A 24,822-nucleotide genomic window follows, 5' to 3' on the forward strand; every position below is an offset into this window, starting at 1 on the left:
CCTAACATAAAATTGATTAGAGCAGAAATCATTACAACAAAAACTATATTGACCTTGTGACGAATTAGGCGGAAAATTTTGCGCCTCTCCATAGCCCTTCAATGACGCACACCCCATGGAAAAACATGATGAAGTGCTGGTCGCCCTGCGCCAGATTATTCGTGCCATCGACATGCACTCCAGGCGCTTGATCAAAGAAGCCGGGCTCACTTCCCCGCAACTCTTGCTGCTCAAAGGGATCGACGAGCTGGGACAGATCTCCATGCGCCAGCTGGCCGATCACACCAACATGAGTCAGGCCACCGCCACCACCATCATGGACCGATTGGAGAGCCGCCAACTGGTGCAGCGCGTTCGCAGCAATACCGACAAGCGCAAGGTTCACGCGACACTGACTGACGCAGGCCGCGCCCTGCTGGCCCAGGCCCCGACCCCGCTGCAAGAGCGCTTCATCCAGCGTTTTCAGGCGCTGGAAGCGTGGGAACAGACCCTGCTGCTCTCCTCCCTGCAACGCATCTCCTCCATGATGAATGCAGACGAAATCGACGCGGCCCCGGTGCTGAGCGTCAGACTCCTCACCGAAGAGCAGGCATAAACAGTTGAACAATTTCAGGCATAAAAAAAGCTCCCGAACGGGAGCTTTTTTCGATCAGGGGTCGTAGAGGATTACTCTTCCAGGCTGATCCCGATATTGGAGACGCCATCCTGAGAGGCGAATGCTCTGATGGCCAGGATACGATCGCTGTCGCGCTCATGAGCAACCCGCTTGAGCAGTTCAACCTGGAACTCCAGTTCGGCTTCCATGTACTCGTGCTCGTAGAGCTCCTCTTCGGTCAGATCCCGCTCTTCCAGCAGCTCGATAAACCCGGCCACGGTACCGACTGAGGCATGGCTGGCATCGTTGGCCTCTTCGCCAACCCGGCAGATCACCGAGTTATAGGCGCAGCCCAGCGCAACACAGGCATCAAGCGCCGGATAGGCACCGTAGGATTCAAACTTGCGGGGATCCGGAATGTGAGACTCGAACTCTTCGAGAATGGCCCCCAGATTGACCCGGGATCCCTTGACGGTGAGGTAGACCCACATCTGATCCAGCGCATGCCGGAAAGCGCCAGCATTGCCAAAGCCGGAGGCCTGACAGAACAGGGCATAGTTGGGGTACATGCGCTCTGCCAGCGCCAGGGTGTAGACGGTCTGTTGCCAAGGCTGTAGCTCGGCCAGTCGCTTATAAAACTTGTCACCAAACACTGGAGTCGGATCCTTTGCAAAATGTGGGGCAGATTGTAGCCCACGAGGGGCGCGGCGAAAACGAAAAAGCGCCCTGGTCGGCTATGTTGCGATATGAAGTCAGGTAAGATGGGTCGAGAGCGGCATCTTGTTGCGCCGCAAATTCTGATAAGGAACAAGAGTATGAGCCAACGTACCCTTCTTTTGCTCAGCCAGGATAATGCTCACTACGAACGGCTGCTCAAGGCCGCCAATCTCCCCCATCTGCGCATTCTGCGAGCCGATAACCAGAGCGATGCCGAGAAGCTGATCGGCGAAGCCCATATTCTGATGGCCGAACCGGCCCGTGCCAAACCGCTGCTGCCCAAAGCCAACAAGCTGAGCTGGTTCCAGTCCACCTATGCGGGGGTCGATGTGCTGCTCGACCCTGACAGCCGCCGCGACTACCAGCTCACCAATGTGCGCGGCATCTTCGGCCCGCTGATGAGCGAGTATGTCTTTGGTCATCTGCTCAGCCTGATGCGCCAAATTCCCCTTTATCGGGAACAGCAGAAACAGCGACTGTGGCAAAGCCACCCCTATCAGGGCCTCAAGGGGCGCACCATGCTGATCCTGGGTACCGGCAGCATTGGTCAGCATATTGCCCACACCGGCAAACATTTTGGCATGAAGGTGCTGGGCATCAGCCGCAGCGGTCGGGAGCGGGCCGGGTTTGATCAGGTTTATCAACTACCTGCGCTCAACAAGATGCTGGCGCAGGCCGATGTCATCGTCAGCGTGCTGCCAGCCACCCGCGATACCCGTCATCTGTTCAATGCCGCCCGCTTCGAACACTGCAAACCGGGCGCCATCCTGTTCAACGTCGGTCGCGGCAGCGCCGTACACTCTGGCGATCTGCTCACCGCACTGCGTACCGGCAAGCTGGCGATGGCGGTGCTGGATGTGTTCGAGCAGGAGCCGCTGCCCGCCGACAGTCCGCTATGGGGCCAACCCAACCTCATCGTCACCCCCCACAACAGCGCCTACAGCTTCCCGGATGATGTGGCCCAGATCTTTGTGCGCAACTACATCCGCTTTATCGATGGCCAGCCACTGGATGGCAAAATCGACTTCGACAAGGGTTATTGACCCTCACTGCGCATGTAAAAAGGCCCCGCCAATCTGGCGGGGCCTTTCATTTCAGGCTGTGACGACAGGAATCAACCCGCGGCCAGCTCCTTGCGATAGCTCTTCACCTTGGCAAGGAACTGACGACGCTCCTTGCCGCTGAGCGGTTCAGCCATAGGCAGCTTGGCTGTCATGGCATTGACCGGGCGGTTGTTGATCCGCAGTTCGTAGTGGAGGTGAGCACCGGTCGAGCGACCTGTGTTGCCGGAGAGGCCGATCTTGTCGCCCATCTTCACTCGCTGACCGGTTTTGACCAGCAGCTTGCTCAGGTGCAGATAACGGGTAGAGAGAGTACGGCCATGCTTGATGACGATATAGGTACCCGCCAGCGGGTGGCTGGTTGCCTTCTGGACGACACCATCGCCGGTCGCCAGCACTGGCGTGCCCACCGGCACCGCAAAGTCAGTGCCCTCGTGAGGACGCACCATACCGGTTACCGGATGTTTGCGCGCCGGGTTGAAGTTGGAGCTGATCCGATAGCGGCTGTGGGTCGGGTAGCGGCGGAATCCGCGCTCCAGACTGTTGCCATGACCGTCGTAGTAGTTGCCGTCATCGGAGAGCCAGGCCGACACCGTCTTGCCCTGGCTGGTCACTTCCACACCCAGCAGCTGGCTGTTGCCAGTGCTCTTGCCTTCCACCGTCTCCTGGCGTACCAGCACTTTGAACTTGTCGCCCTTCTGCAGATCCTTGGCGAAATTCATTCGCCACTGGAACAGGTTGGCAATTTTCTGGATATGGTTGGCCGGAATCCCCGCATTGCGGGCACTGACATAGAAGCTGCCGTTGATCACGCCGTTGTAACGCTGCGGTTGCCACTCGACCTTCTCATTGATCATGGAGGCGGTATAGGCATCATCGCTGCGTGCCATCACCAGCGTCTGCTTGATGTTCAGGCGGATTTTGAGTTGCTGCAGGATGTTGTCCTGATCGATCAGCAGCTCGATATTTTGGCCCGGCTTGAGGCGCGCCAGATAATTCTTGTTATCGGCGTCCAGCACCTTGTAGAGGGTGGTGGTGGATAGACCGAGATTGTTAAAAATAGCGGTCAGGTTTTCGCCGTTGCGGACCCGGTAATCCTGCCACTGGGGGGTGGTGTCGACCGGGATGTCGTCATCCGGCGCACTCTGATCAACCAGTTCGTGATCGGGAATTTCGTTAAAGTCGGTGTTGTTTTCGTTGGTTGCCGTACCGGCGGTATCAATGGGCAACTCAAGACGCAGCGGCCGCTCAAGGATGTCACCCGGAGCTGGCAATAATGCCACTGCTGACAGGGTCATGGCCGTCAGCATCAGCATGGCGTAAAAGTGTTTGCGGGGAACCGGTGGTTCCCAATTGGCAGCCTGTACTACCAAGGGACGGAGACGTTTCATCCGCTATCCTGTATTTAGATCTAAAGAGTGTGAGTTGCGATGTCAGTTGTGACAAAACCGTATAAAACTGTTTGTTGGACACAAATAGTTACAAATAGTTCATCACAATCTGCATGAACCTCACATTTTATGCATAACCCACCCGGATGGGCAGAAATGATCGTCTTTTTTAACCATTTTTTCCTATTTTTAAGAACCGGGTCGGATTCGATACTGAATAGAAACCTGAAATGTTGCGATAACTTTTCCATGGAGTGGATATGTCGTTAGCAAAACTGTTAATCAGAATAATTGTCGTCCTGTTCCTGATCGGTGCAGCGCTGCTGTTTGCACTGGAAGTCACGACGGTCCGCCAATCCATCCTCGACCAGATGTCAGCCAATCTGGAAACCGCCATCACCGCTCTCGGGCTGGTGCTGCAAGGAACCCTGCTCAATGACGACAATGTGCTGGCCGAAACCATCGTCAATGCCATGTTCGACGGCGGCTTCGTCAGCTCGGTCACCCTGATCGATCCTGATGGCCAGTTGCTGTTTCAGAAGGTATTCCACTCTACCCAGCAAAATGTCCCCGGCTGGCTTCCCTCGGTTATCGGCATGCCCCCCGTCAAAATTGAGCAAGAATTGACCGATGGCTGGCGCATGCTGGGCACTCTGACCCTTGAGGGACATAGCGGCTACGCCTATCAGCATCTGTGGAATGCCATCAGTCGCACCGGTCTGGCGCTGCTGGCGGGCCTAGTCGTATTTACCCTGATCATCTCTCTGGTCTGCAAACGCCTGCTGCAGCCCCTGGAGCAGATCAACCTGCAGCTGATCCGTATCCGCAAACACCAGTTCAACAGCACCCTGCCCACTCCCTGGTTGCAAGACCTCAAAGAAGTGGCACTTTCCATCAACCAATTGGTTTCCGAACGCAAACGGGATCTGCTGCAACAACGACTCAAGATCACCCAGCTGGGAAAACAGCTGCCACTGACGACCCCACAGCCGCTGCAAGGAGTGAGCCCGCTGCAGGAAGGCGGGCAACTGCAAAAATTTGTCTCCACACAAGGGGAGATCGCCCTCTATCAGCGTTTCTTGCCCAGTCAGCACCTCGGTGCTGACAGCGATCTCGCAACCATCCAGAGCGCCCTGCAACAGTGGCAGCACTCTCATATAGAGGGGATCTTGCTGCCCCTCTCCCTGCTCAATCACCCGCAATGGTCCGAGATCGCCCCTCTGCTAAGCCAGGACCGCGGCAAAACACTGGATTGGCGCTGGGATGTGGCCACATTCCCCGCCAACGGCCAGTCCACATTGGCCGCGCTACAGGAACAGGGGTGTGAGCTCGCCTTCAGCGCCATTCCCCTCAATGCGGATACCTTCAATCAACTTGACCCGCTCAATCCCATCTTTATCAGCTGTCAGCTGACCGATGCGCCGCTTTACTGGAATCTGCTCTCCCAAACCATGCATGCCGCCGGTTATACCCTGCTGGCAGAATCGGGAGAGTGTCGCGACATCGACAAACTGCGGACCTGGGGTATCGATGGTTATGCCAAGGAGGCGCAATCATGAAGAAGCTCGCCATGCTGTTGCCCCTGCTGTGGCAACCCGGCCTGATGGCTGAAACCGTCACTATCACCACCGGGGGTGAGCAGGGGATTTATCACCAGATAACCAAAGAGTTTTGCCGTCTGGCTCATGAGGTCGACGAGCAACTTGCGTGCACACTGCAGAGCTCATCGGGTTCAATAGAAAACCTGACGCGGCTGAAGAGTGGCGAGTCATCCTACGCCATGGTGCAGTCAGACTGGTTGTATCAGGCAAGCCAGGGCTTGGGCCCTTTTGCCACCCAGCCGCAACCTGAGCTGCGCGCCCTGTTTGCCACCCATGCCGAGCCCTTCACCATAGTGATCCGTGCCGATGGCGATATTACTTCACTGGAACAGCTCAAGCTCGCCCCCATCGACATGGGGTTGAAGAACTCGGGAACCCGCCAGACGGCGCTGACCCTGTTCAACATCTTGGGAGCGAAAGAGCAGGATCTCGATCTGAAAAGCATGGCCAACCTGCCGGATGCGCTCTGCAGCAAGCAGATCGACGCATTTGCATTGGTGATGGGGCATCCCAACCGGATTGTGCTCGACACCGCCAAACGTTGCGCGGTCAGTTTCCTCCCCATCGATGGGGCCACCCGTGATCAGCTACTCAAGGGGGTCAAATATTACCAACGTAGTCAGGTGCCCGCCCGCATCTACCCCGGCAATCTGAAGGCAACTCCCACCTTTGCCATTGCCGCCACCCTGGTCACCAATGCCACCATGCCGGAAGAGTCTGTCTATCGCCTGACCAAGGCCATGCTGACCCAGCAAACCAAGTTCAATGAGCAAACTTATGGCTACGCCAATATGTTTCACCGGGCACGCAATAAAACCGGCCCGGTGCTGAGTATTGAGCAGCATCCGGGCGCAGCGAAATATTTCGATGAGTTGAAGGCGGCGGGCAAGCTATAACTGACGACGAGGAGAGCGCAGTTGCTCGCTGGAGAAACGGGTCTTCATCGATGTCCACTGCGCCAACCGATCGGCACTCCCCGCCAGCGTCCCTTCCCGCCGTGACTTCATGATCCAGATGCTTTTGGCATCGAAACTGTAAACGGGAATGAGGTCGGTACGCTTGCTGCCTGGCAGGATCCGGCTGTTGATGTTGTCGAGCACCAGTGGGTCAGCTTTGGGTGTCGGGAAGTAGAGTGTCACCATGTGGAACTGGTTGTAACGCACCGCCTTGACGTAGGCCAGTCGCAGCTTCTTCTCATCCACCCCCAGCTCCATCAGGGTGTAGTACTTGGAGATGCTGTAATCCTCGCAATCCCCACCCCGGGCACCGATGAACTCCAGCGGATTGGCCCAGTAATCCTCATCACCCCACAGCTTGGGATCCTCGCTATAGGTGAGATTGTTGAAGTAGTTGTTCACCAGCTCGATCTTCTGCTGGTCGGTTGTACCCGCTCTGGGGGTGAGCAAGCGAGAAAATGCCTCGGCCCGCTGGATGGCCCGGCCACCATACACTTCCTGCAGCTTGGCCCGCAGGTCCGGACTGGCAATATATTCGGAAAGACGCGAAGCCTGCACGCTGGCGCAACATAGCGCCAACGTGCAGGCCGGGATCAGCAACCATTTCATACCGGACACTCCATGTCAGATGCTGGAGGTCAGTATAGTCCCTCCGGATGAGAGGCTCAGCTGCTAATCAGCGACACTGGGCGAATGCGTCTGCCAGTTGCTGCATGAATTGGGGATAACCATCTGGGCCAAGCGGTACCTGTTCACCCACCTCATCAAGCAACAGCACCTTGGCGCCGGTATTGCGTGCCACCGATTCGATCACAGCCGGTGAGAATTGCGGCTCGGCATAAATGCAGCTCGCCTGCTTCTCTTCCAGTGCCTTGCGAATATCCATTAGCGTCTTGGCGCCCGGGCGACGCTCAGGGCTCACGGTAAAGTGACCCTTTGAACTCATGCCGTAGTGGCGCTCCCAGTAGCCATAAGCCTCGTGGAAGACAAAGTACCCCTTCTCATTCACTGCCTTCATCTGGCCAGCAATCACCTTGTCCTTGGCATCAACTTTGGCATCAAATGCCGCGAGGTTGGCGTCATAGCGAGCTTGATTGGCCGGATCCAGCTTGCCCAATTCACTTGCGATCGCCTTGGCAATCATCTTGGCCTGCGTCGGGCCAAGCCAGATATGGGGATCGACCCCTTCATGATGATGTCCTTCATGCCCTTCATCATGATCATGGTTACCGTGCTCGTGGGCGGCATGATCGTGATCATCATGGTCATGGGAGTCATGACTATCCTGAGTCGCGTAGTTGAACAGCGGCATCCCCTCAACCTGAGTCAAGGCCAGAGCATGGGAATGATTGGCCAACGGCTTGGCCATAAACCCTTCCAGCTCGGGGCCAACCCACACCACCAGCCCAGCACCGTTGATGCTGCGAATATCGGAGGGGCGCAGGGAGAAATCGTGGGGAGAGGCACCGGTGGGCAGCAATACCTTGGGCTCGCTCACGCCGTCAGTGATCGCCGCGGCGATGAAGCCAAGGGGCTTGATGGTGGTCAGTACCTCAATGGCACGAACAGGCAAACTCACCGCCAGCAAGGCAGTGAAAAGCGCAATAATTCTCATTGGTGAATCTCGTCAGGGGGTGAGTATGTGATAATATAACAGCCGCTTTTTGTTATATTATAACTCTCACTGGCTGTAAACCCCGGAGTTGTCATGAGCCAACTGGTAGAGCTGAAAGAGGTCTCTCTCTCGTTTGATGGACACTCTGTGCTCGACAAGGTCTCCTTTACCCTCAATAAAGGCAAAATCACCACGCTAGTCGGCCCCAACGGGGCTGGCAAGAGCACCCTGAGCAAGCTGGTGCTGGGTCTGCTCACCCCGGACTCGGGCAAGATCACCCGCAGCCGCGATCTGAGAGTCGGCTATGTGCCCCAGCGCCTTTATCTGGATCCCACCCTGCCGCTGACGGTGCGCCGCTTCCTGCAGCTGGGCAAAAACAGCCGTCTCTCCATCGAGGAAGCTCTGGTCCGGGTGGGCGCAGAGGGATTGCTGGAAAACCGGATGCAAAAACTCTCCGGCGGTGAGATGCAGCGGGTGCTGCTGGCTCGCGCCCTGCTGGTCAAACCCGAGCTGCTGGTACTGGACGAGCCGGTTCAAGGCGTGGACATCACTGGCCAGATCGAGCTCTACGCCCTCATCGGTCAGCTCGCCGCCGAGTTCAATTGCGCCGTGCTGATGGTCTCCCACGACCTGCATCTGGTGATGGCCAGCACCCACGAGGTGATCTGCCTCAATCGCCACGTCTGCTGTCATGGCGAGCCGGAAAGCGTGGCGCGCCACCCCGAATTTGCCCGCCTGTTCGGGCGACCGGAGCAGGAGGTGCTGGCGGTCTATACCCACCATCACCACTGCGACGGCGAACACCATCATCATGAACCGCAGGCTCCCGTCATCCGCCTGCCCTCTCGCAACAACGCTCACAGCAAATAGCGCAAGCAACAGGACATTCAAGTGGACAGCTTTCTGTTATACGCCCTCGCGGCCGGTCTCGGCATCGCCCTGCTGGCCGGTCCCCTCGGTAGCTTCGTGGTATGGCGCAAGATGGCCTATTTTGGCGACACCCTCTCCCACGCCTGCCTGTTCGGCATCGCGCTGGGCATCCTGCTGCAGGTCGATCTCACCCTGGCGGTGGTGGTCTGCTGCCTCGCCATGGCGATGCTGCTGGTGATCATGAGTCGCAACCAGCAGGTGGCCACCGATACCCTGCTCGGCATTCTGGCCCACAGTGCCCTGTCCCTCGGTCTGGTTACCTTGAGTTTTATGGATAACGTGCGGGTGGATCTGATGGCCTACCTGTTCGGCGACCTGCTCTCGGTACAACCGATGGATCTGCTCTGGATCTACGGCGGTGGCGCGCTGGTACTGCTCACCCTGTGGCGACTGTGGGATCCCCTGCTCTCCATGACCATCTCGGAAGAGCTGGCACGGGTAGAGGGGATCCGGGTCGATTTGCTGCGCTGCGTATTGATGCTGCTCATCGGGCTGGTGATTGCCGTGGCGATGAAGTTTGTCGGGGCACTGATCATCACCTCCCTGCTGATCATCCCCGCCGCCACCGCCCGCCGTTTCAGCCAGACGCCGGAGCAGATGGCGGGCTTTGCCGCGCTGATTGGCTGCCTCGCCGTGCTGGGTGGATTGACCCTCTCCTGGTATCAAGATACTCCGGCAGGGCCTTCTGTCGTCGTCTGCGCCACCAGCCTGTTTGTGCTGAGCCAGTTCAAAAAAGCCTGATAACCCGGGCAATTACAAGGGCATGCTCTGGCGTGTCTCCATCACCAGCCACTGGCGCAATCGGCTGATGGCGGGCTCATGGGCCCGCGAGCGCTTGCAGGTAAAGTAGAAGGCATCCCCCGTCTCCAGCTGGTGTACCGGCAAGGCCACCAGCTGGGGATCATCGGGCCGCAGCATGTAGTCATTCACGAACGCCACCCCCTGATCCCAGGCCGCCGCCTCCATCGCCAGCAGCACATGGCTGAAATGGTGCATCCGCGCCTCGTCCGGGATCACCAGCCCGCCCGCCTTGGCCCAGCGCTGCCAATCCTCGCCCCGCGCCTTGTAAATGGACTGAACCGACAGCAATGGCAACTGCCAAATGGCCTCAGGCCACTCCCCGCTGACCTGCTGCAACAGGCGGCGACTGCAGACCGGAAAGAGCCGTTCCTGATAGATAAGATCGTGACAGTAGCCCCGCCCGTGGGGTGAGACTGTGATAAAACAGTCGGCCACCCGATCGGAGAGCTCGGGATCCTCCGCCACCATCTCCAGACTCAGATCAAGCTCGGGATAGAGCTGGCGCAATCCGGCCAACCGCGGGATCAACCACTTCACCGCAAACGAGCTGTAGACCGCGAGGCGCAACCGCATCTCGCCGCCCCCGCGCAGCTGTTCGCTGCTCTGGGCAATCTGGCCGAGTCCGGCAGCAATCCCCTCGAAATAGCTCTCCCCCTGGGTTGTCAGCGAGAGCAACCGTCCCTGACGCAGCAGCAACCGCTCCCCCAGAAAATCCTCCAGCAGACGGATCTGGTGGCTGACCGCACTCTGGCTGACGTTCAGTTCAAGGGCGGCGCGGGAGAAGCTGAGCAGCCGGGCCACCACCTCGAAATATTGCACCGCACGCAGGGGAGGAAGCTTCATTATCTAAATATCTCATGAGTGGTCATTTTTTATCATTTTACTGGATATCAACCGGCACGCTACCCTCCGCCCATCTGAAGTGGGAGGTGGTATGAATGCAGTAGGGATCGGCATCCTTTATCTGGTGCTGGGCAATATGGTAGCGGTTTTTTCCGATGCGCTGGTCAAGGTGCTGGAGCCGGATCAGCCCATCTTCCAGTTTGTCTTTTTCCGCCAGGTTTCTGCAGCCCTCCTGCTGATGCCCTGGCTGCTCTGGTCATGGCGCCGCAACCCGCCGGTGGCCATCAAGTGGCACCTGCTGCGGGCCCATATCTGGGCGGTCGGTGTCTGCCTGATGGTGGTCGCCCTCACCCGCTTGCCGCTCGCCACTGCCAATGCCCTCTTCTATGCCGCCCCCCTGATGATGGTGCCGCTGGCGGTGTGGATGGCAGGAGAAGCGATCTCGCGCCAGAAGGTGCTGACCGCAGTCATCGGATTTATCGGGGTACTGATCGTGCTGCGCCCGACTGAAGTGAACTGGGCCGCACTGGCGGCGCTCGGGGTAGCGCTGTCGATGGCGCTCAACAATCTGCTGATCAAGCGGATCCCGCTCAAGCAGCCCATCGCCCAGACCCTGTTTTTCACCAACGTGCTGAGCATGCCCTTTATTCTGGCGCTGGCATTGTGGGAAGGGGGCGACTGGCAGTGGCAGATGTGGTGGCCCGCCTTCGGTTCTTCGGCGCTGATCATGGTCTATGCAGGATTGTGCGTGGTGGCCTATCGCAAGGCGGAGGCGAGCAAGATCGCCTCGGCGGAGTACACCGGTCTGCTGATGGCGGTGGCCATCGGGGTATGGTTGTTTGACGAGCAGCCCGGCCTGCCGCTGCTGCTGGGCTGTATCTGCATCGTCCTGCCGCTCATCGCCATGGCGCGCAGCAAGCCAAAACCGCTGGCCGAGCCGGCGGTTTAAGCACTCAGGGTCGTGCCAGCAAAGGGGCGATCCTTTGCTGCAGATGGGGGACGATCTCCTGTTCGAACCAGGGATTCTTCCTCAGCCAGAGAGTATTGCGCGGGGAGGGATGCGGCAACGGCAGCCAGCCGGGACCATAGTCGGCCCAGCTGCGCACCGTGTCGGTGAGCGATCCCTTGGCCGCCCCCCGCAGGTAATGGGCTTGTGCATACTGGCCGATCAACAGGGTCAGTTCGATGTTGGGTAACAGCATCAGTACCTTGTCATGCCAGGTGGGCGCGCACTCGGGTCTGGGCGGCAGATCGCCCGACTTGCCCTTGCCGGGATAACAGAGCCCCATCGGCATAATCGCAATGCGTGATTCGTCGTAGAAGGTGGGTTTATCGACCCCGAGCCAGTGGCGCAAGCGATCGCCGGAGGGGTCATCCCACGGGATACCGCTGGCATGCACCCGGGTGCCAGGCGCCTGACCGATGATCAGCAGGCGGGCACTCTCGGCCCCGCGGATCACCGGACGAGGCCCCAGCGGCAGATGAGCCTCGCACAGACGGCAGGCCCTGATTTGCTCAAACAACTTATCGATTCGCTGCATGACGTTGATAGTACCAGCATTTCCCTGTTTTCCCTCTTGTGGAAACAGGGCGCGCCCCCTACTATCGCCATGGATGTTTAATTTAATAAACGGATAATAATGAAAAACTGGCTAGGTACCGGCACCGCGACCCTCTCCTTCATCCTGTGGGGGATGCTGCCGCTCTATTATCAATTCATGCCCGAGGTCAACATGTGGGAGCTGATCTCCCACCGGGTGCTCTGGTCTGTGGTGCTGCTGGGTGCCCTGTTTTTGCTGCTTGGCCACAAAGTGCCCTGGGCACAACTGCGCAGCGAGCCGCGCCAGCTCGGCCTCATTCTGCTGGCGGGTCCAGTGATGTCGATCAGCTGGTGCATGTTCACCTGGTGCCTCACCACCGGACAGGTACTGACCACCAGCCTCGCCTTCTTTATGACCCCGCTGTTCAATATCGTATTCGCCGTCATCTTCCTCAAAGAGCGGCTCACCCCGCAAAAGCATCTGGCAGTCGCTCTGGCACTGGCGGGTCTCGCCTACATGCTCTTCTGCTACGGCCAGCTCCCCTGGTTCTCCCTCATCATGGGGGCCAACTTCGCCTGCTATGGCCTTATCAAGAAGAAAATCCACTACGACACCGGCACCAGCCTCTATCTGGAAGCCATGGTGCAACTGCCCGTCGCGCTGATCATCATCGGCACGCTGGCATGGCACGGGGAAGGGGCATTCGTGAACGGAGATCTGGCTGACAAGCTGCTGCTGATGGGCAGTGCGCCCGCTACTCTGCTGCCGGTGGGGCTCTTCTGCTACGCGGTGGCGAGAACCCGGATGAGCACTGTGGGACTGCTGCAATATATCGAGCCCAGCCTCGCCTTCCTGCTCGCCATCTACTGGTTTGGTGAGGCGCCGGACCCCATCAAGGCAGTCGGTTTCGCCTTTGTCTGGGCAGGTCTGCTGGTGAGCCTGTTGCCACTGCATCGGCTCAAGCGCCGCCCTCAGGGCGTACCGCGATAGGACTCCAGCACTTTGTGCCAGCGGGGATCCCTGTCCATCTGCTCGGCGATCTCGTTGAGGGTGGCATGCAGCTCTGGGCGAGATTTGGGCAGCAGGATATGGCGGGTATAGCTGGATTGGGGGAAGGGCGAGATAAACAGCTTGCCCTGATAGTGCTGTGAGTCGATGAAAAAGCCCAGCGATGAACCACTTACCAGCGTCACATCGATGCGACCGCGCACCAGCAGCTCAAGATTGGTCTTCACCTTCTTGGCATCCTGACGCACCAGCTCCCCGCGGCCAGCCGCATCATCGATCCCCTGATAGCGGTAGCCCTCCACCCCGCCAAACACCAACCCCTTGAGGGAGTCAGGCCCGCGATAGGTGACCGGGTTGTCAATGTTCGAGACCAGCTCGTTGGTGTCGCGCATCACCGGGAAAGTCCAGAGATAGCGCTCGCGATGGGGATCCCCCACCCAGGCGGGATTGACCCAGACCACCAGACCGTCAAAGTCGGGATCCGCCATCTCCAGCGCCAGCCGGGCGCGATTGACCAGCCAAAGCTCGATTCTGGGTTCACCCCTCAGCTTTTCATTGAGATACTTGACCAGCTCGCGGCTCAGCCCTTCATCCACTCCGGTGTTGAAGGGGGGATGCTGATGGTAATCGTAGAGACGGATCGTCTCCCCCAGAGCCGGGACCGACAACAGTAACCACAACCAAAACCAGACTCTCATCGCACCTCCTTGAGCTGCCTCTGAGTTTGGCACAGAGAATTTGAATGAGAGAACCCGCGACCACCACACCGACACAGCAACCATCCGCCCCTTCCCGCTGGTCTGTCTATATGGTGCGTACAGCCACCGGCCTGCTCTATACCGGGATCAGCACGGATCCGCTGCGCCGTCTGCACCAGCACCAGAGTGGCAAGGGCGCTCGCGCCCTGCGCGGCAAGGGGCCACTGACGCTGGCGTGGCAACAGGAAGTCGGCGAGAAGGGGGCGGCCCTGCGCATCGAATATCGCCTCAAGCAGCAGCCGAAATCCTTCAAGGAGCAGCTGATCCACAGCCCGGCACTCTGGCAGAGCTGGAGCCCCCAGTGGTTACCCGCAGCCACCCAGCCTTGAGGACGACAGGCAAAAAAAGGCCACTCGATGAGTGGCCGGAAAGGGGAAATCAGGGAGCATCACACAACGTCTTGCACAACCTCAGGCGGGTTAGAGGTAGGTATTGGAACGCTTGCTGCGGTTACTGATCAGCCAGCAAACCGCCAGCACCAGCAGCAACCAGGGGGCCAGCTTGATGATCAGAGCAAGCATGCCACCCAGCGCCCCAAGCAGCACAAACAGGCCGCTCACCAGCAACATGGCTACCAGGGTAAAACCGGTCAGTGCCATGACCAGCAGCACCACCAGCAATATGAAAAATTCCAGCATAACTTGCTCCTTATCAGTACCTTGTCTGCCGGCTGCTCAACCCTTCGGTCAATCCAGCCAGCGCTTCAATTCATAACGGGGCGGCATCATCAGCACCGCCAGCAGATAGGCGGCCAGTGCCAGCGGCGGCATCAGGATCAGGGCGAGCAGTGCCACCACCCGCACCGTGACTCTGGAGACCCCCAACCGCCTGGCAATACCGGCGCAGACCCCGGTCAGCTTGCGATGCACCAGATCCTTGGGCCAGGGGCTCATGATTACACCTCCGCCTTCTGGCCTTTGAGGCGAGCCAGCTCGCGCTCGATCTCGTCATTGAGCTCCAGCTCGCGGAACTGGGCCTCCAGCGAGGGATTCTGCCCCAGGGTGGCCGCCTCCAGCTGGGCTTCCAGCTGATCGACCCGGCCCTGAAAACCGTCAAAGCGCGCCATCAGCTCATGCATCCGCTGGTTGTCCACCTGGGCGCGGGCACGAATGCGGCTGTGGGCTGTCTGCTCGCGCAGGGTCAGCAGTTTCTGCTTCTCGCGGGCCTCGGTCAGCTTGGCTGCCAGCCGCTCGCTGTCGGCGGTGAGCTGGGCCAGCACCTCGGCCACACGGGCCTTGTCCTGCTCCAGCTGTTCACATTTTTTGACCTCCGCCAGCTTCTCGGTGAGGGCGGCGCGGGCCAGATCCTCACGTCCCTTCTGGATGGCGAGCTCGGCCTTGGCCGACCACTCCAGGATCTGCGCCTGCAACGCCTGCTGGTGACGCTCCAGCTGCTTCTGTTCGGCAATCACGCGGGCGGCCTGGGTACGCATCTCGACCTGCACCTGCTCCATCTCTTCGATCATCAGGCGCAGCATCTTCTCCGGCTCTTCACTCTTGTCGAGCAGGCTGTGCAGGTTGGCATTTATCACGTCGGTCAGGCGGCTGAATACGCTCATGGTCTGGCTCCTTGTTGATGGGATGGCTATCTCTTCCCATTGCATTACAAGAGCCGTGCCAAGAAAAATTATTGTTGTTTTACATATAGATGGGAGTTTACCGAGGAAATTCAAGATGCGTTTATTGGTGAGAATAGCCAACCATGTGGTGATTTTTACCAACAAAAAAGGGAGCCTCTGGCTCCCTTGTCGATTCATCGGCAATATCCGTCAGGCGGCGTGGCTGTGGCCCAGCTTGCTGTCCAGTTCGGTCAGCTTGGCCTCCATCCGGGCGCGGCAGGTGTCGGAGAGATCGCGAATGCCGCTGGCACCGTGCTCCTTGCTGCAGACCGGGGCCATCACTTCCACCAGCACTTCGCCGTTGTCCCAGCGATTGAGGTCGACCTGACCAAAGTAGCTGGAGCAGACGATGGGTACCACGGGGACTTCAGCCTGTACCGCAGTGTGGAAAGCGCCCGCCTTGAACGGCAGCAGGCCACGTCCCTGGGAGCGGGTCCCTTCCGGGAACATCCAGATGGAGGTGCCACGGTTCTTGATGCGATCCACCACCTGACCTATGGTGCCGATGGCACGGGAGCGGTTGGAGCGGTCGATCAGCACGTTGCCGGAGAGCCAGAAGATAAGGCCGAACAGCGGCAGCCAGAGCAGGCTCTTTTTGCCCACTGCCACCACGCCAGGCTGCACCGCACCGGTCACGGTGAAGATGTCAAAGTTGCTCTGGTGGTTGCAGACGTAGACCGCCGGGCCGACCGATTTGACCTCGTCGGCCACCGTCACCTTGACTCGCAGCCCGATCAGCGGGCAGACCGCGTGATACATGCGGGCGAATACATAGACGTTGTTGGGATGGCGCGGACGAACCAGACAGAGCAGCAGGCCGAACAGGAACCAGAAAATGAGCAGCAGACCAAGCAGCAGCACACGGGCAATTTTGAGCATCGAACACCTCGAGTTTTAACTCGGCGCAGTATACTGATCCCCCTTTTAGCGAACAAGCGTTCGCCAAACAGAACCGACCACCCTCCCCGCCGCGCCACCCACAGTCCTGCACATCAATACGCCGCCGACTTGCCCCACCCGCCATTGGTCGTTAGGATGGCCCCATCTTGATGGACGGGGCGAACATGATTTTGCAACAACGGGTAGCGAAACATCTCCTGCTGCTGGTCTGCCTGCTGGTGCTCAATTGTGCGGCCCAGCCGCTGGCCCGGCTTGCCCTGCTCGATCACGCCCTCAGCTGTCAGGCACTGCCCGTTCCGGGCTCGGCAACGGATCAAGAGGATGCCAAACCGGCCAGCCCGCAGCCCACCAGCTGCCAGCTCAACGGCAAGTGGCTAAGCGCCGCCACCCTGCTCTGCGTCGAACAGCTCTTCTTTGCCGTGGCCGTACTGATCGCCCTGCTGGCCCCCCTTTGGCGCTACACACCGCCACTGCCCCCTCCCAGAGTCATCTCGCCGCCCGAGCGGCGTCTGCACCTCACCCTGTGCGTCTGGCGGGAATGAGTTCGGCAGCGTTCTTTCGTTAGCTGTCACTCAATTTTTGCGAGACCAAAAAGATGTCGAATCTCTTCAAGACGGCCCTGCTACTGGGCGGTCTGCTGTGGCAATCCATGGGATTGGCCAGCGACACGGGCTGGCTCACCAGCCCACAGAATGATCACGCCCGGGTACGGCTGCAGGCCGACCGCAGCACGGCAGATCAGACCCGCATCCTGCTCGATGTCGAGCTGGAGTCAGGCTGGAAAACCTACTGGCACAGTCCGGGAGAAGGGGGCATTGCCCCCCAGATCCTGTGGGATGAGCCGGTCGGAGACTTTCAGTGGCGCTGGCCGGTGCCACGCCACTTCGAGGTAGCCGGGCTCAGCACCCAGGGTTATCAGGGGGACGTGACCTTCCCCCTCAACCTCAACTATCCCGCCGGGCAACCGCTCAAGGGAACTCTGCGCCTCTCCACCTGCAGCAATGTCTGCATCCTGACCGACTTCCCCTTCACCCTCGCGGTGGATGGGCAGGCTCCGGCCGGTTTCGACTTCGGCTGGGCCAAGGCCATCAGCAACCTGCCCCAACCGCTGCCTGCCGAGACCCGGGTCGAGCTCGGTTATCAGCACAACCAGCTGCAACTGCGCGCCGAGCGGGCAGAGGGCTGGCAATCACCAGCGCTCTTTATCGATGGGCTGGAGGGTGCCGAGTTTGGCAAACCGGCGCTTGAGGTCGAGGGCAACACCCTGATCGCCCGGGTGCCGGTGAGCGATGGCTGGCAGGGGGATGCGCCGGATCTGCGCGGCCAATCCCTCGGCCTGCTGCTCACCAGTGGCGAACAGGCATGGCAGGGCAAGGGGACGATCGGCGCGCCACTCGCACTGCCCGGCCAGAGCCATCCGCTGCTCTGGCTGCTGGGGGCGGCGCTGCTCGGCGGCCTGATCCTCAACCTGATGCCCTGCGTGCTGCCGGTGCTGGCGCTCAAGCTGGGAACTGTGTTGCAACATCAGGAGCGTGAACAGGGAACGGTGCGCAAGCAGTTCCTCGCCGCCAGCGCCGGGATCATCGCCTCCTTCTGGGTACTGGCGGCCATGAGCAGCCTGCTGCGCGCCACGCAAGGGGCCGTCGGCTGGGGCATCCAGTTCCAGAGTGCCGGTTTTATCGGCTTGATGGTGCTGGTCACCCTGCTGTTTTGCGCCAACCTGTTGGGGCTGTTCGAGATCCGCCTGCCCAGCGCCCTCAGCACCCGCCTCGCCACCAGCGGCGGTAACGGCCTCGGCGGTCACTTCCTGCAGGGGAGCTTCGCCACTCTGCTGGCGACCCCCTGCTCGGCACCGTTCCTCGGCACCGCAGTGGCCTTTGCGCTGGCGGCGCCACTCGGCCAGCTGTGGCTCATCTTCACGGCATTGGGGATTGGCATGAGCCTGCCCTGGCTACTGGTGGCGGCCCTGCCAAGACTCGCCCTTTGGTTACCGAAACCGGGGCGCTGGATGAACCATCTGCGCATCCTGCTCGGCCTGATGATGCTGGGCTCCAGCCTCTGGCTCACCAGCCTGCTCGACAATCATCTCGGCAGCTATGCCACCGGCTGGCTGATGGTTGCCATGCTGCTGGCGCTGCTGAGTGGCATCATCTGGCGTTACGGCATCCGCGGCTTCACGCTGGCGATCGCCCTCGCCGCCCTGATTGGCAGCCCCCTGCTGCTGAGTGGCGCCTTTAGCGCGCAGGGCTCGGCCAGCGTTGACAAGGTGGTCTGGCAGCCGCTCTCTGAACGCGCCATCACAGATGCACTGGCCCAGAACAAACGGGTCTTTATCGATGTCACCGCCGACTGGTGCGTTACCTGCAAGGCCAACAAATACAACGTGTTGCTGCGCGATGAGGTGCAAACCGCACTCTCGGCCCCCGATGTGGTGGCCCTGCGCGGCGACTGGAGCAAACCAAGCGACACCATCGCCGCCTTCCTGCGTCAGCGGGGCTCGGCGGCCGTCCCCTTCAACCAGATTTACGGCCCGGAGTTGCCGCAGGGGGTCACGCTGTCACCCCTGCTCGACAAGGACGATCTGCTGACCACATTGCACAAGGCTGGCCTGCTTCAGGCTGGCACCACCCGATTTTAAGGAGCAACCATGAAACCGACTCTTAGCGCCCTGACCCTGCTGGCCTCCCTTTCCGCAACCCTGCTGGCTCCGGCCCTGCACGCGGCCCCTTTCACCCCGGAGCAGGAGGCGCGCATCAAGGAGCTGATCCGCGAGACCCTGATCGCCAACCCCAAGATCCTCGACGAAGCCGCCGAATCCTGGGAGAAACAGAACGCGGCAGCCCAGGAGGCGCAGCTTGGCAACTTCATCAAGGGCAACAAGGATGTGCTGTTCAACAGCGCCACCAGCCCGCGCCTCGGCGCCAAGAACCCCAAGCTGACGCTGGTGCTGTTCACCGACTACAACTGCCCCTACTGCAAGCAGTTCGATCCCCGGCTGACCAAGCTGCTCAAGGCCTATCCGGACGATCTGGGGCTGGTGATCAAGCTGCTGCCGTTCAAGGGGCAGACCTCCGCCAAGGCGGCCCAATACAGCCTGACCCTGTGGCAGCAAGATCCCGCCCGCTTCCTCACCCTGCACGACAAGCTGATGAGCAAGCAGGGTATGCTGACCGAGGCGGACATCAACAAGGCGCTGGCCGCCACCGGCAACACCGCGCTCAAACCGGCCGCCAAGGCGACCGAAGAGCTGCGCAACAGCCTGCGCATCGGCACCATTCTGGGGGTACAGGGCACTCCGGCGACCCTGATTGGCAACCAGCTGGTGCCGGGCGCCATCCCCTATGAGGAGCTGGAGCAACTGGTGAAGGCCGAACTGGCCAAGCAGGGGTAAGCGATGATCACCAATCCTCAACCCCGCTGGCGACGCTGGAGCAAGGAGGCACTCTGGCTGCTGTTGCTGGCGCTGATCATCTCGACCCTGCTGGATCTGTGGCGCAGCCCGACCCTGCCAGAGGGGGCGATGAGCACCCCCGTCACCCTGCAGGATGGCAGCAGCACGGATCTCGCTACCTTAAGCCAGGGCAAGCCGCTGCTGGTCTACTACTGGGCCAGCTGGTGCGGTGTCTGCCGTTTCACCACCCCGGCCGTGCAGCAGCTCTGGCAGGAAGGGGAAAACGTGCTGACGGTGGCACTGCGCTCCGGCAATTCGGAGCAGTTAGCCAAGGGGATGAGCAAGAAAGGGCTCACCTTCCCGACCCACAACGACGAGTCGGGAGCGCTGGCCGCCAAGTGGCAGGTGGGGGTCACCCCGACTTTTCTGGTCATCAAGGATGGCAAGCTGGTGAGCAGCACCACCGGCTGGAGCTCGAAGTGGGGCCTGCAGCTGCGGCTCTGGTGGGCGTCGATCTAGCCACGCAACATCGTTGCCTGCAACAGGGCCATCCCACCGGATGGCCCTTTTTTATGCCGACATTTTTATCCCGACATCAGACGGGGAGCTGCATCCCGCGCACCTGCTCCAGCAGGGCGGTCACCGCCGCCGAGCGCAACGCATCGGGGGCGTAGCAGAGCCCCACCCGCCGCTTGAAGGAAGAGGCCGCCAGCTCGGCGACTGTACAACCGGGCGGACAAAGCGAACGGGGCAACCAGGCGATCCCCGCCCCGGCGGCCACCATAGTCGCCGCCAGTCGCAGCGACCCCGCCCGCCGTGGATAGAGCGGCGCCTGATTGCCGAGAATGGCGATCAGCCGCAGGTGGGAGTCGTGGCGCGGGCAGGTGACCCAGGGCTCGTTCGCCAGCACCGCCGGGGTGAGCGTCCCCTTGCCCGCCAGCGGGTGATCCGGCGGCAGCACCAGCACAAACTCCTCCTCCAGCAGGGGAATAAAGAGCTCGTCACCACAGCGCAGGGATTCGCAGCCCAGCCGCACATCGCCACAACAGCCCTCCTCCAGGGTCAGCAGGATCTCCTCGTGGGCGAGCGCCCCTTGCACCAGCGCCCCCACCACACCATCACCCAGATCCGCCTCAATCCCCACCGTCACCTCGAGGCAGGGGGAGGTTTCACGAAACTCGCGGGCGAGGGAGTCGGTGTCGGCGATCAGCCGCTTGGCGCGGGGATAGAGCCGGTGCGCCGCTTCAGTCCCCTCCACCCCGCGCGCCTGTCGCACAAACAGGGTCACCCCCAGCTCATCCTCCAGCGTCTTGATGGTGGTGGAGAGGGTGGGCTGAGTAATGAAGAGACGGGTGGCCGCCGCCGTGATGTTGCGCTCCTCGAAGACAGCCACAAACGCACGCAGGGTTCGCACATCCATAGAGTTCACCTATACCAGACAGTCATAAAAGCCATTTTTCACGGCGACACGGGGCAAATATAGTGGTTTACCTGCCACAAGGCATCTCAATTCCCTATATCAGTGTCTATCAACACCGTCAGGAGCCATCATGCGCCATCTCTCTGTCATCGGCCTCGGGGCAATGGGCTCCGCCCTCGCCACCACCTTGCTCAAGGCCGGCCATCCGGTCACCGTCTGGAATCGCAGCGCCGCCAAGGCGGCCCCGCTGCAAGCGCTGGGCGCGACTCTCGCCCCCTCGGTTGGCGCGGCCATCGCCGCAAGTGATATCACCCTTGTATGCGTCGATAACTACGCCGTCAGCCAGCAGTTGCTGAATGAGGCGAGCGATGCGGTGGCGGGCAAGCTGCTGGTGCAGCTCTCCACCGGCAGTCCGCAGGGGGCCAGAGCGCTGGAGAGCTGGAGCCACAGCCGCGGCGCCCGTTATCTGGATGGCGCCATCCTCTGCTTCCCGGATCAGATCGGCACCAGCGATGCCAGCATCATCTGCTCGGGGGCCAGCGCCGCCTTTAGCGAGGCCGAGCCGATGCTGCGCCTGCTCGCCCCAACCCTCGACCATGTGGCCGAGGCGGTGGGCGCCGCCGCGGCGCAAGATTGTGCCGTCGCCGCCTACTTTGCCGGTGGTCTACTCGGTGCCCTGCACGGCGCGCTGATCTGCGAGGCGGAAGGGTTGCCGGTGGCCAAGGTGTGCGCCCAGTTCAGTGAGCTCTCGCCCATTCTCGGTGGCGATGTGGCCCACCTTGGCAAGACGCTGGCGAGCGGTGATTTCGATCACCCCTACGCCAGCCTGAAAACCTGGAGCGCCGCCATCAGCCGCCTCGCCGGTCATGCCACCGACGCCGGGATCGACAGCCGCTTCCCGCGCTTTGCCGCCAATCTGTTTGAGGAAGGGGTGGCGCAAGGGTTTGGCCAGCAGGAGGTGTCGGCCCTCATCAAGGTGCTGCGGGCGCGCAATGGAGCGGCACAATGAACGAGCTGACCAACCACACCCCAATTGCACTGGTCACCGGCGCCGCTGGCGGGATTGGCCGCCAACTCTGCATCGGGCTGGCCGAGGCGGGGTATCGGGTGATCGCCACCGATCTGGCTCCTCACGCTTTTGACCATCCCGAGATCCACTTTCATCCGCTCGATCTGCGGGACGAGCAGGCTATCACGCGGCTCTTTGCCGAGGTGCGCGAACAGCATGGCGGCATCCATCTGCTGATCAACAACGGCGCCATCAGCAAGTTCCACACCCGCTTCGAGGAGCTGAGCGCAGCCCAGTTCGATCAGGTGATGACGGTCAATGTGCGCGGCGCCGTGCTCTGCGCCCGCGCCTTTGTGCAGGCCAACCGCGGGTTGCCCTATGGCCGCATCATCAATATCGCCTCCACCCGCTGGCAGCAGAACGAACCGGGTTGGGATGCCTACGGCGCCTCCAAGGGGGCGCTGGTCGCTCTCACCCAGTCCCTCGCCAACTCGCTGGCCGACCATCCCATCACGGTCAATGCCATCAGCCCGGGCTGGATCCAGGCGGAGGATTACCACACCCTGACCGAGGCGGATCATCGCCAGCACCCGAGCGGCCGGGTCGGGCGCCCCGACGACATCACCCGCACCTGCCTCTTTCTGGCGGATCCCCAGAACGACTTTATCAACGGCACCAATCTGGTGGTCGATGGCGGGATGAGCAAGAAGATGATCTACCACACCTCCGCCTCCTTCTGGGAGGAGTAACCCCTGCGGCGGCAGCCTCGCCCCGGCCTGCCGCCCGCTCCTTTTTTGCCCGTTTTTTCATCGCTTGTGCCCCGCCGCCCTTGCACTGGCCAGACCGACTGGCAACAATAGACGCTCAACTGACACCTCTTCATCTCGCCCGTTAATTGATCGCCCAACTCATCGCGTTGGCGGGCTGTTTCCGTTAAAATGACGGGTTTTTGCCGTGCCTGGTTTGCCAATCCCCACCATCAGGCACTCGCAGCGTGAATCCTATGATGCCAGTGATGCAGGATCTGCCATGAACAACTACTTTCGGGTGCTGGGCGTCAAGTCCAACGCCAGCGAAAACGACATCAAGAAAGCCTATCGTCGGCTGTCGAACCAGTACCACCCCGACAAGCTGCACGGGGCCAGTGAAGAAGAGAAAGAGCAGGCAGCCATCAAGCTGCACCAGGTAAAGCAGGCCTATGAAGTGCTGTCCGATCCGAAACAGCGGGCCGCCTTTATCAAGGATTTCAACAACGTCATCGTGACCGACCCCGCCTCCGCCATGCAGGAGATGTGGGATCAGTTCTACCCCTGAAACAGCAGGCAGAAAGAGCAACTATGCAAAAGAGATGGGACCAGGCGCGGCTCAAGTCGCTGCAAAGCGATGCCAGCGAAAACATCGAATCCTACCGGGATCAGGACGATCCCAAGGGGCTGGAACAGTTCACCGACCAAATGAAGAGCCTGCTGCTGGCCGATATGAGCATGCTGGAGTTTATGCCCGAGTATCTGCCGCTGGCCCTCTATGGCCGGGTGCAGTTCCCGGCCAAGGCCAAGTCGCAGTGGAACAAGTGGCTCGCCAGCGGCGAGCAGCCAAGCTGGGACGAGTTCAAGGTGAGCGTCGGCTTCAACAACGCCGCCCTGCCGCTGGTCAAGGCGGTGCGGGCCCAGAGCGAAGATCAGCTGATGGAAGCCTGCGCCGTGCTGTTCCTGCTCGACAACCCGCTGCCACGCGGCAGCCACCGCGGTGATGATGACTATGAGCTGCGCGACGAAGAAGATGAAGACGGGGAAGATGCCGACGCCGACTACCACGGCGGCAGTGACCGCTATGGTGATGACGACGGCGATCAGGATATGTACGACGAAGTCCGTTTCTAATTGGGGCAAGGCATGAGCAACAGTCTGATAGAAATTACCGCCATCGAGATCAAAGAGCTGGCCGTTATCGAGCCGAAGCAGGCCAGCGAGAAATTCGAGCTGATCGCCAAGACCATGTCTGACGACCAGCTGGCAGAAGTGATTGAAAACATTGATATCGTTACCCTGACCCAGATTAACGGCCAGCACGATATCTCCTTCCCCTCTATCATCTCCGAGCTGATGACTCCGGAGCGGATCCGCGACATCGTCTGCCAGCAGCCGCTCTACTGGGAAGAGGCGATCAAGAACAACGCCGACGAGCTGCAACAGCACACCTTCGACTTCCTCAACTACCTGATCCGCACCCAGGATAGCGAAGCCAAGCAGCGCGAGATCCTCGAGTGCGTGGCCGAAGATCCGGCCGGTCTCTTCTACCTCGCCATCCCCTTTATCGAGTTCTATCGCGGCGATCGCTATGAAGAGGAGGAAGGCTATCGGGACGTGCTGCACGCCGAAGAGGAAGATCTCGAAGAGTCCCTGCGCTACAGCGAGCGCCAGCAGAGCGAGGATGTTCACGACTACGCGCTGGATGACCCGCGCAGCCTCTTGATGCTCATTCGCGAGTTGGCCCCCGAGGTGGAGAAAGCCATCAAGGCGCTGCTGCGCAACGAGCACTCCACTTGGGACGGCATCATCAACAAGTTTGCCGCCGAGCTGGTGATGCAGGCCAAAGAGAAGAACAAGGTCGAGGAAGACGAGTACGGCGACGTCGACGACATGTTCAGCTTTCTGGATTAAGGAGCCC

General features: G+C 60.4%; 30 protein-coding genes. 18 read left to right on the plus strand and 12 right to left on the minus strand.

All coding sequences use genetic code 11. The features are described 5' to 3' along the window. Positions 1-115 precede the first annotated feature (115 nt). On the plus strand, positions 116-595 hold the full coding sequence (locus OKC31_RS06765; protein ID WP_247823494.1) for a MarR family winged helix-turn-helix transcriptional regulator: 480 nt from the start codon (positions 116-118) through the stop codon (positions 593-595). Between the two features lie 71 nt (positions 596-666). On the opposite strand, the gene OKC31_RS06770 is transcribed toward OKC31_RS06765, so the two are convergent. Then, positions 667-1,248 carry a YjaG family protein gene (locus OKC31_RS06770; RefSeq protein WP_021231718.1) on the minus strand — a complete coding sequence of 194 codons (582 nt, stop codon included), beginning with the start codon at positions 1,246-1,248 and terminating at the stop codon, positions 667-669. Between the two features lie 162 nt (positions 1,249-1,410). Here OKC31_RS06770 and OKC31_RS06775 point away from each other — a divergent pair, with 162 nt between their 5' ends. After that, positions 1,411-2,355, plus strand: coding sequence for a D-2-hydroxyacid dehydrogenase (locus tag OKC31_RS06775; RefSeq protein ID WP_005363043.1), 945 nt, complete (start codon positions 1,411-1,413; stop codon positions 2,353-2,355). A gap of 71 nt (positions 2,356-2,426) precedes the next feature. On the opposite strand, the gene mepM is transcribed toward OKC31_RS06775, so the two are convergent. Next, on the minus strand, positions 2,427-3,764 hold the full coding sequence (mepM, locus tag OKC31_RS06780) for a murein DD-endopeptidase MepM (RefSeq protein WP_247823495.1): 1,338 nt from the start codon (positions 3,762-3,764) through the stop codon (positions 2,427-2,429). Positions 3,765-4,024: 260 nt separating this feature from the next. On the opposite strand from mepM, the gene OKC31_RS06785 reads away from it, so the two are divergent. Both OKC31_RS06785 and OKC31_RS06790 read left to right on the plus strand, forming a co-directional pair. After that, positions 4,025-5,323: a LapD/MoxY N-terminal periplasmic domain-containing protein gene (locus OKC31_RS06785; RefSeq protein WP_247823496.1), complete on the plus strand. Its 1,299-nt coding sequence runs from the start codon at positions 4,025-4,027 to the stop codon at positions 5,321-5,323. Then, positions 5,320-6,261: a TAXI family TRAP transporter solute-binding subunit gene (locus OKC31_RS06790; protein WP_247823497.1), complete on the plus strand. Its 942-nt coding sequence runs from the start codon at positions 5,320-5,322 to the stop codon at positions 6,259-6,261. Before OKC31_RS06785 ends, OKC31_RS06790 begins: the two co-directional genes overlap by 4 nt. On the opposite strand, the gene OKC31_RS06795 is transcribed toward OKC31_RS06790, so the two are convergent. Then, complete coding sequence (locus OKC31_RS06795) at positions 6,256-6,930, minus strand: transglutaminase-like cysteine peptidase (protein WP_042052461.1); 675 nt, start codon at positions 6,928-6,930, stop codon at positions 6,256-6,258. The genes OKC31_RS06790 and OKC31_RS06795 overlap by 6 nt on opposite strands. A 67-nt stretch (positions 6,931-6,997) precedes the next feature. After that, positions 6,998-7,936, minus strand: a complete 939-nt coding sequence (znuA, locus tag OKC31_RS06800) for a zinc ABC transporter substrate-binding protein ZnuA (protein ID WP_247823498.1) — start codon at positions 7,934-7,936, stop codon at positions 6,998-7,000. Positions 7,937-8,029: 93 nt separating this feature from the next. Here znuA and znuC point away from each other — a divergent pair, with 93 nt between their 5' ends. Both znuC and znuB read left to right on the plus strand, forming a co-directional pair. Then, positions 8,030-8,806, plus strand: a complete 777-nt coding sequence (znuC, locus tag OKC31_RS06805) for a zinc ABC transporter ATP-binding protein ZnuC (protein ID WP_139440942.1) — start codon at positions 8,030-8,032, stop codon at positions 8,804-8,806. A gap of 21 nt (positions 8,807-8,827) precedes the next feature. Beyond that, positions 8,828-9,607 (plus strand): zinc ABC transporter permease subunit ZnuB, encoded by a 780-nt coding sequence (gene znuB / locus OKC31_RS06810; protein ID WP_270656555.1) that lies wholly within the window; start codon positions 8,828-8,830, stop codon positions 9,605-9,607. A 12-nt stretch (positions 9,608-9,619) separates the two neighbouring features. On the opposite strand, the gene OKC31_RS06815 is transcribed toward znuB, so the two are convergent. Beyond that, positions 9,620-10,510, minus strand: a complete 891-nt coding sequence (locus OKC31_RS06815) for a LysR substrate-binding domain-containing protein (protein WP_270656556.1) — start codon at positions 10,508-10,510, stop codon at positions 9,620-9,622. 91 nt (positions 10,511-10,601) lie between these two features. Here OKC31_RS06815 and OKC31_RS06820 point away from each other — a divergent pair, with 91 nt between their 5' ends. After that, a complete protein-coding gene (locus OKC31_RS06820) occupies positions 10,602-11,459 on the plus strand; it encodes a DMT family transporter (protein ID WP_181269339.1) in 858 nt (285 codons plus the stop codon). A 4-nt stretch (positions 11,460-11,463) separates the two neighbouring features. On the opposite strand, the gene OKC31_RS06825 is transcribed toward OKC31_RS06820, so the two are convergent. After that, positions 11,464-12,051 (minus strand): uracil-DNA glycosylase family protein, encoded by a 588-nt coding sequence (locus tag OKC31_RS06825; protein ID WP_270656557.1) that lies wholly within the window; start codon positions 12,049-12,051, stop codon positions 11,464-11,466. Between the two features lie 99 nt (positions 12,052-12,150). On the opposite strand from OKC31_RS06825, the gene rarD reads away from it, so the two are divergent. Continuing rightward, positions 12,151-13,041, plus strand: coding sequence for an EamA family transporter RarD (rarD, locus tag OKC31_RS06830; RefSeq protein WP_042052465.1), 891 nt, complete (start codon positions 12,151-12,153; stop codon positions 13,039-13,041). Here rarD and OKC31_RS06835 read toward each other — a convergent pair. Next, positions 13,023-13,757 carry a substrate-binding periplasmic protein gene (locus tag OKC31_RS06835; protein ID WP_247823503.1) on the minus strand — a complete coding sequence of 245 codons (735 nt, stop codon included), beginning with the start codon at positions 13,755-13,757 and terminating at the stop codon, positions 13,023-13,025. The two genes, rarD and OKC31_RS06835, sit on opposite strands and share 19 nt — an antisense overlap. Positions 13,758-13,801: 44 nt before the next feature. Here OKC31_RS06835 and OKC31_RS06840 point away from each other — a divergent pair, with 44 nt between their 5' ends. Beyond that, the gene (locus OKC31_RS06840; protein WP_247823504.1) at positions 13,802-14,146 is read left to right on the plus strand and encodes a GIY-YIG nuclease family protein; all 345 of its coding nucleotides are present in this window, start codon (positions 13,802-13,804) and stop codon (positions 14,144-14,146) included. Positions 14,147-14,236: 90 nt separating this feature from the next. Here OKC31_RS06840 and pspG read toward each other — a convergent pair whose 3' ends face one another. From pspG to OKC31_RS06860, 4 genes are all read right to left on the minus strand, one after another. Then, positions 14,237-14,455 (minus strand): envelope stress response protein PspG, encoded by a 219-nt coding sequence (gene pspG / locus OKC31_RS06845; protein ID WP_005335871.1) that lies wholly within the window; start codon positions 14,453-14,455, stop codon positions 14,237-14,239. 48 nt (positions 14,456-14,503) lie between these two features. Further along, a complete protein-coding gene (locus OKC31_RS06850; RefSeq protein WP_043826074.1) occupies positions 14,504-14,710 on the minus strand; it encodes a PspC domain-containing protein in 207 nt (68 codons plus the stop codon). 2 nt (positions 14,711-14,712) lie between these two features. After that, on the minus strand, positions 14,713-15,375 hold the full coding sequence (pspA, locus tag OKC31_RS06855) for a phage shock protein PspA (protein ID WP_019446683.1): 663 nt from the start codon (positions 15,373-15,375) through the stop codon (positions 14,713-14,715). Positions 15,376-15,585: 210 nt separating this feature from the next. Then, positions 15,586-16,314, minus strand: coding sequence for a 1-acylglycerol-3-phosphate O-acyltransferase (locus OKC31_RS06860; RefSeq protein ID WP_005335875.1), 729 nt, complete (start codon positions 16,312-16,314; stop codon positions 15,586-15,588). Between the two features lie 185 nt (positions 16,315-16,499). Here OKC31_RS06860 and OKC31_RS06865 point away from each other — a divergent pair, with 185 nt between their 5' ends. Genes OKC31_RS06865 through OKC31_RS06880 form a run of 4 tightly spaced genes read left to right on the plus strand, consistent with a single transcriptional unit; the run spans position 16,500 to position 20,245 of the window. Further along, on the plus strand, positions 16,500-16,877 hold the full coding sequence (locus OKC31_RS06865; RefSeq protein WP_005335876.1) for a hypothetical protein: 378 nt from the start codon (positions 16,500-16,502) through the stop codon (positions 16,875-16,877). 53 nt (positions 16,878-16,930) lie between these two features. Then, complete coding sequence (locus tag OKC31_RS06870) at positions 16,931-18,973, plus strand: protein-disulfide reductase DsbD family protein (protein WP_247823505.1); 2,043 nt, start codon at positions 16,931-16,933, stop codon at positions 18,971-18,973. Positions 18,974-18,982: 9 nt separating this feature from the next. Continuing rightward, positions 18,983-19,726 (plus strand): DsbA family protein, encoded by a 744-nt coding sequence (locus tag OKC31_RS06875; protein ID WP_139408716.1) that lies wholly within the window; start codon positions 18,983-18,985, stop codon positions 19,724-19,726. Positions 19,727-19,729: 3 nt separating this feature from the next. Continuing rightward, positions 19,730-20,245: a protein disulfide oxidoreductase gene (locus OKC31_RS06880; RefSeq protein ID WP_247823506.1), complete on the plus strand. Its 516-nt coding sequence runs from the start codon at positions 19,730-19,732 to the stop codon at positions 20,243-20,245. A gap of 76 nt (positions 20,246-20,321) precedes the next feature. On the opposite strand, the gene OKC31_RS06885 is transcribed toward OKC31_RS06880, so the two are convergent. Next, the gene (locus OKC31_RS06885; protein WP_247823507.1) at positions 20,322-21,146 is read right to left on the minus strand and encodes a LysR family transcriptional regulator; all 825 of its coding nucleotides are present in this window, start codon (positions 21,144-21,146) and stop codon (positions 20,322-20,324) included. A 130-nt stretch (positions 21,147-21,276) separates the two neighbouring features. On the opposite strand from OKC31_RS06885, the gene OKC31_RS06890 reads away from it, so the two are divergent. The 5 genes from OKC31_RS06890 (at position 21,277) to atcB (ending at position 24,815) form a co-directional block, all read left to right on the plus strand. After that, positions 21,277-22,155 carry an NAD(P)-dependent oxidoreductase gene (locus tag OKC31_RS06890; protein ID WP_247823508.1) on the plus strand — a complete coding sequence of 293 codons (879 nt, stop codon included), beginning with the start codon at positions 21,277-21,279 and terminating at the stop codon, positions 22,153-22,155. Further along, positions 22,152-22,904, plus strand: coding sequence for an SDR family NAD(P)-dependent oxidoreductase (locus OKC31_RS06895; RefSeq protein WP_247823509.1), 753 nt, complete (start codon positions 22,152-22,154; stop codon positions 22,902-22,904). The genes OKC31_RS06890 and OKC31_RS06895 overlap by 4 nt, the downstream gene beginning before the upstream one ends. 280 nt (positions 22,905-23,184) lie before the next feature. Then, positions 23,185-23,469: a cold adaptation protein ActJcold adaptation protein ActJ gene (atcJ, locus tag OKC31_RS06900; RefSeq protein ID WP_005343121.1), complete on the plus strand. Its 285-nt coding sequence runs from the start codon at positions 23,185-23,187 to the stop codon at positions 23,467-23,469. Positions 23,470-23,492: 23 nt separating this feature from the next. Further along, the gene (gene atcA / locus OKC31_RS06905) at positions 23,493-24,035 is read left to right on the plus strand and encodes a cold adaptation protein AtcA (protein ID WP_042032639.1); all 543 of its coding nucleotides are present in this window, start codon (positions 23,493-23,495) and stop codon (positions 24,033-24,035) included. 12 nt (positions 24,036-24,047) lie between these two features. Beyond that, positions 24,048-24,815 carry a cold adaptation protein AtcB gene (atcB, locus tag OKC31_RS06910; protein ID WP_247823510.1) on the plus strand — a complete coding sequence of 256 codons (768 nt, stop codon included), beginning with the start codon at positions 24,048-24,050 and terminating at the stop codon, positions 24,813-24,815. Positions 24,816-24,822: the final 7 nt, after the last annotated feature.

This window comes from Aeromonas sp. Y293-4 (assembly GCF_027705905.1).
GTDB classification, from domain to species: Bacteria; Pseudomonadota; Gammaproteobacteria; order Enterobacterales; family Aeromonadaceae; genus Aeromonas; species Aeromonas veronii.

Coding starts and splice junctions, on each gene's coding strand:
- pspA (WP_019446683.1), bottom strand. CDS start 15,375: ATGAGCGTATTCAGCCGCCTGACCGACGTGATAAATGCCAACCTGCAC.
- znuC (WP_139440942.1), top strand. CDS start 8,030: ATGAGCCAACTGGTAGAGCTGAAAGAGGTCTCTCTCTCGTTTGATGGA.
- OKC31_RS06875 (WP_139408716.1), top strand. CDS start 18,983: ATGAAACCGACTCTTAGCGCCCTGACCCTGCTGGCCTCCCTTTCCGCA.
- atcB (WP_247823510.1), top strand. CDS start 24,048: ATGAGCAACAGTCTGATAGAAATTACCGCCATCGAGATCAAAGAGCTG.
- OKC31_RS06895 (WP_247823509.1), top strand. CDS start 22,152: ATGAACGAGCTGACCAACCACACCCCAATTGCACTGGTCACCGGCGCC.
- OKC31_RS06850 (WP_043826074.1), bottom strand. CDS start 14,710: ATGAGCCCCTGGCCCAAGGATCTGGTGCATCGCAAGCTGACCGGGGTC.
- OKC31_RS06790 (WP_247823497.1), top strand. CDS start 5,320: ATGAAGAAGCTCGCCATGCTGTTGCCCCTGCTGTGGCAACCCGGCCTG.
- OKC31_RS06860 (WP_005335875.1), bottom strand. CDS start 16,314: ATGCTCAAAATTGCCCGTGTGCTGCTGCTTGGTCTGCTGCTCATTTTC.
- OKC31_RS06880 (WP_247823506.1), top strand. CDS start 19,730: ATGATCACCAATCCTCAACCCCGCTGGCGACGCTGGAGCAAGGAGGCA.
- znuA (WP_247823498.1), bottom strand. CDS start 7,936: ATGAGAATTATTGCGCTTTTCACTGCCTTGCTGGCGGTGAGTTTGCCT.
- pspG (WP_005335871.1), bottom strand. CDS start 14,455: ATGCTGGAATTTTTCATATTGCTGGTGGTGCTGCTGGTCATGGCACTG.
- OKC31_RS06835 (WP_247823503.1), bottom strand. CDS start 13,757: ATGAGAGTCTGGTTTTGGTTGTGGTTACTGTTGTCGGTCCCGGCTCTG.
- OKC31_RS06775 (WP_005363043.1), top strand. CDS start 1,411: ATGAGCCAACGTACCCTTCTTTTGCTCAGCCAGGATAATGCTCACTAC.
- OKC31_RS06870 (WP_247823505.1), top strand. CDS start 16,931: ATGTCGAATCTCTTCAAGACGGCCCTGCTACTGGGCGGTCTGCTGTGG.
- OKC31_RS06840 (WP_247823504.1), top strand. CDS start 13,802: ATGAGAGAACCCGCGACCACCACACCGACACAGCAACCATCCGCCCCT.
- mepM (WP_247823495.1), bottom strand. CDS start 3,764: ATGAAACGTCTCCGTCCCTTGGTAGTACAGGCTGCCAATTGGGAACCA.
- OKC31_RS06820 (WP_181269339.1), top strand. CDS start 10,602: ATGAATGCAGTAGGGATCGGCATCCTTTATCTGGTGCTGGGCAATATG.
- OKC31_RS06885 (WP_247823507.1), bottom strand. CDS start 21,146: ATGGATGTGCGAACCCTGCGTGCGTTTGTGGCTGTCTTCGAGGAGCGC.
- OKC31_RS06785 (WP_247823496.1), top strand. CDS start 4,025: ATGTCGTTAGCAAAACTGTTAATCAGAATAATTGTCGTCCTGTTCCTG.
- atcA (WP_042032639.1), top strand. CDS start 23,493: ATGCAAAAGAGATGGGACCAGGCGCGGCTCAAGTCGCTGCAAAGCGAT.
- OKC31_RS06865 (WP_005335876.1), top strand. CDS start 16,500: ATGATTTTGCAACAACGGGTAGCGAAACATCTCCTGCTGCTGGTCTGC.
- OKC31_RS06795 (WP_042052461.1), bottom strand. CDS start 6,930: ATGAAATGGTTGCTGATCCCGGCCTGCACGTTGGCGCTATGTTGCGCC.
- OKC31_RS06890 (WP_247823508.1), top strand. CDS start 21,277: ATGCGCCATCTCTCTGTCATCGGCCTCGGGGCAATGGGCTCCGCCCTC.
- atcJ (WP_005343121.1), top strand. CDS start 23,185: ATGAACAACTACTTTCGGGTGCTGGGCGTCAAGTCCAACGCCAGCGAA.
- OKC31_RS06815 (WP_270656556.1), bottom strand. CDS start 10,510: ATGAAGCTTCCTCCCCTGCGTGCGGTGCAATATTTCGAGGTGGTGGCC.
- rarD (WP_042052465.1), top strand. CDS start 12,151: ATGAAAAACTGGCTAGGTACCGGCACCGCGACCCTCTCCTTCATCCTG.
- OKC31_RS06825 (WP_270656557.1), bottom strand. CDS start 12,051: ATGCAGCGAATCGATAAGTTGTTTGAGCAAATCAGGGCCTGCCGTCTG.
- OKC31_RS06765 (WP_247823494.1), top strand. CDS start 116: ATGGAAAAACATGATGAAGTGCTGGTCGCCCTGCGCCAGATTATTCGT.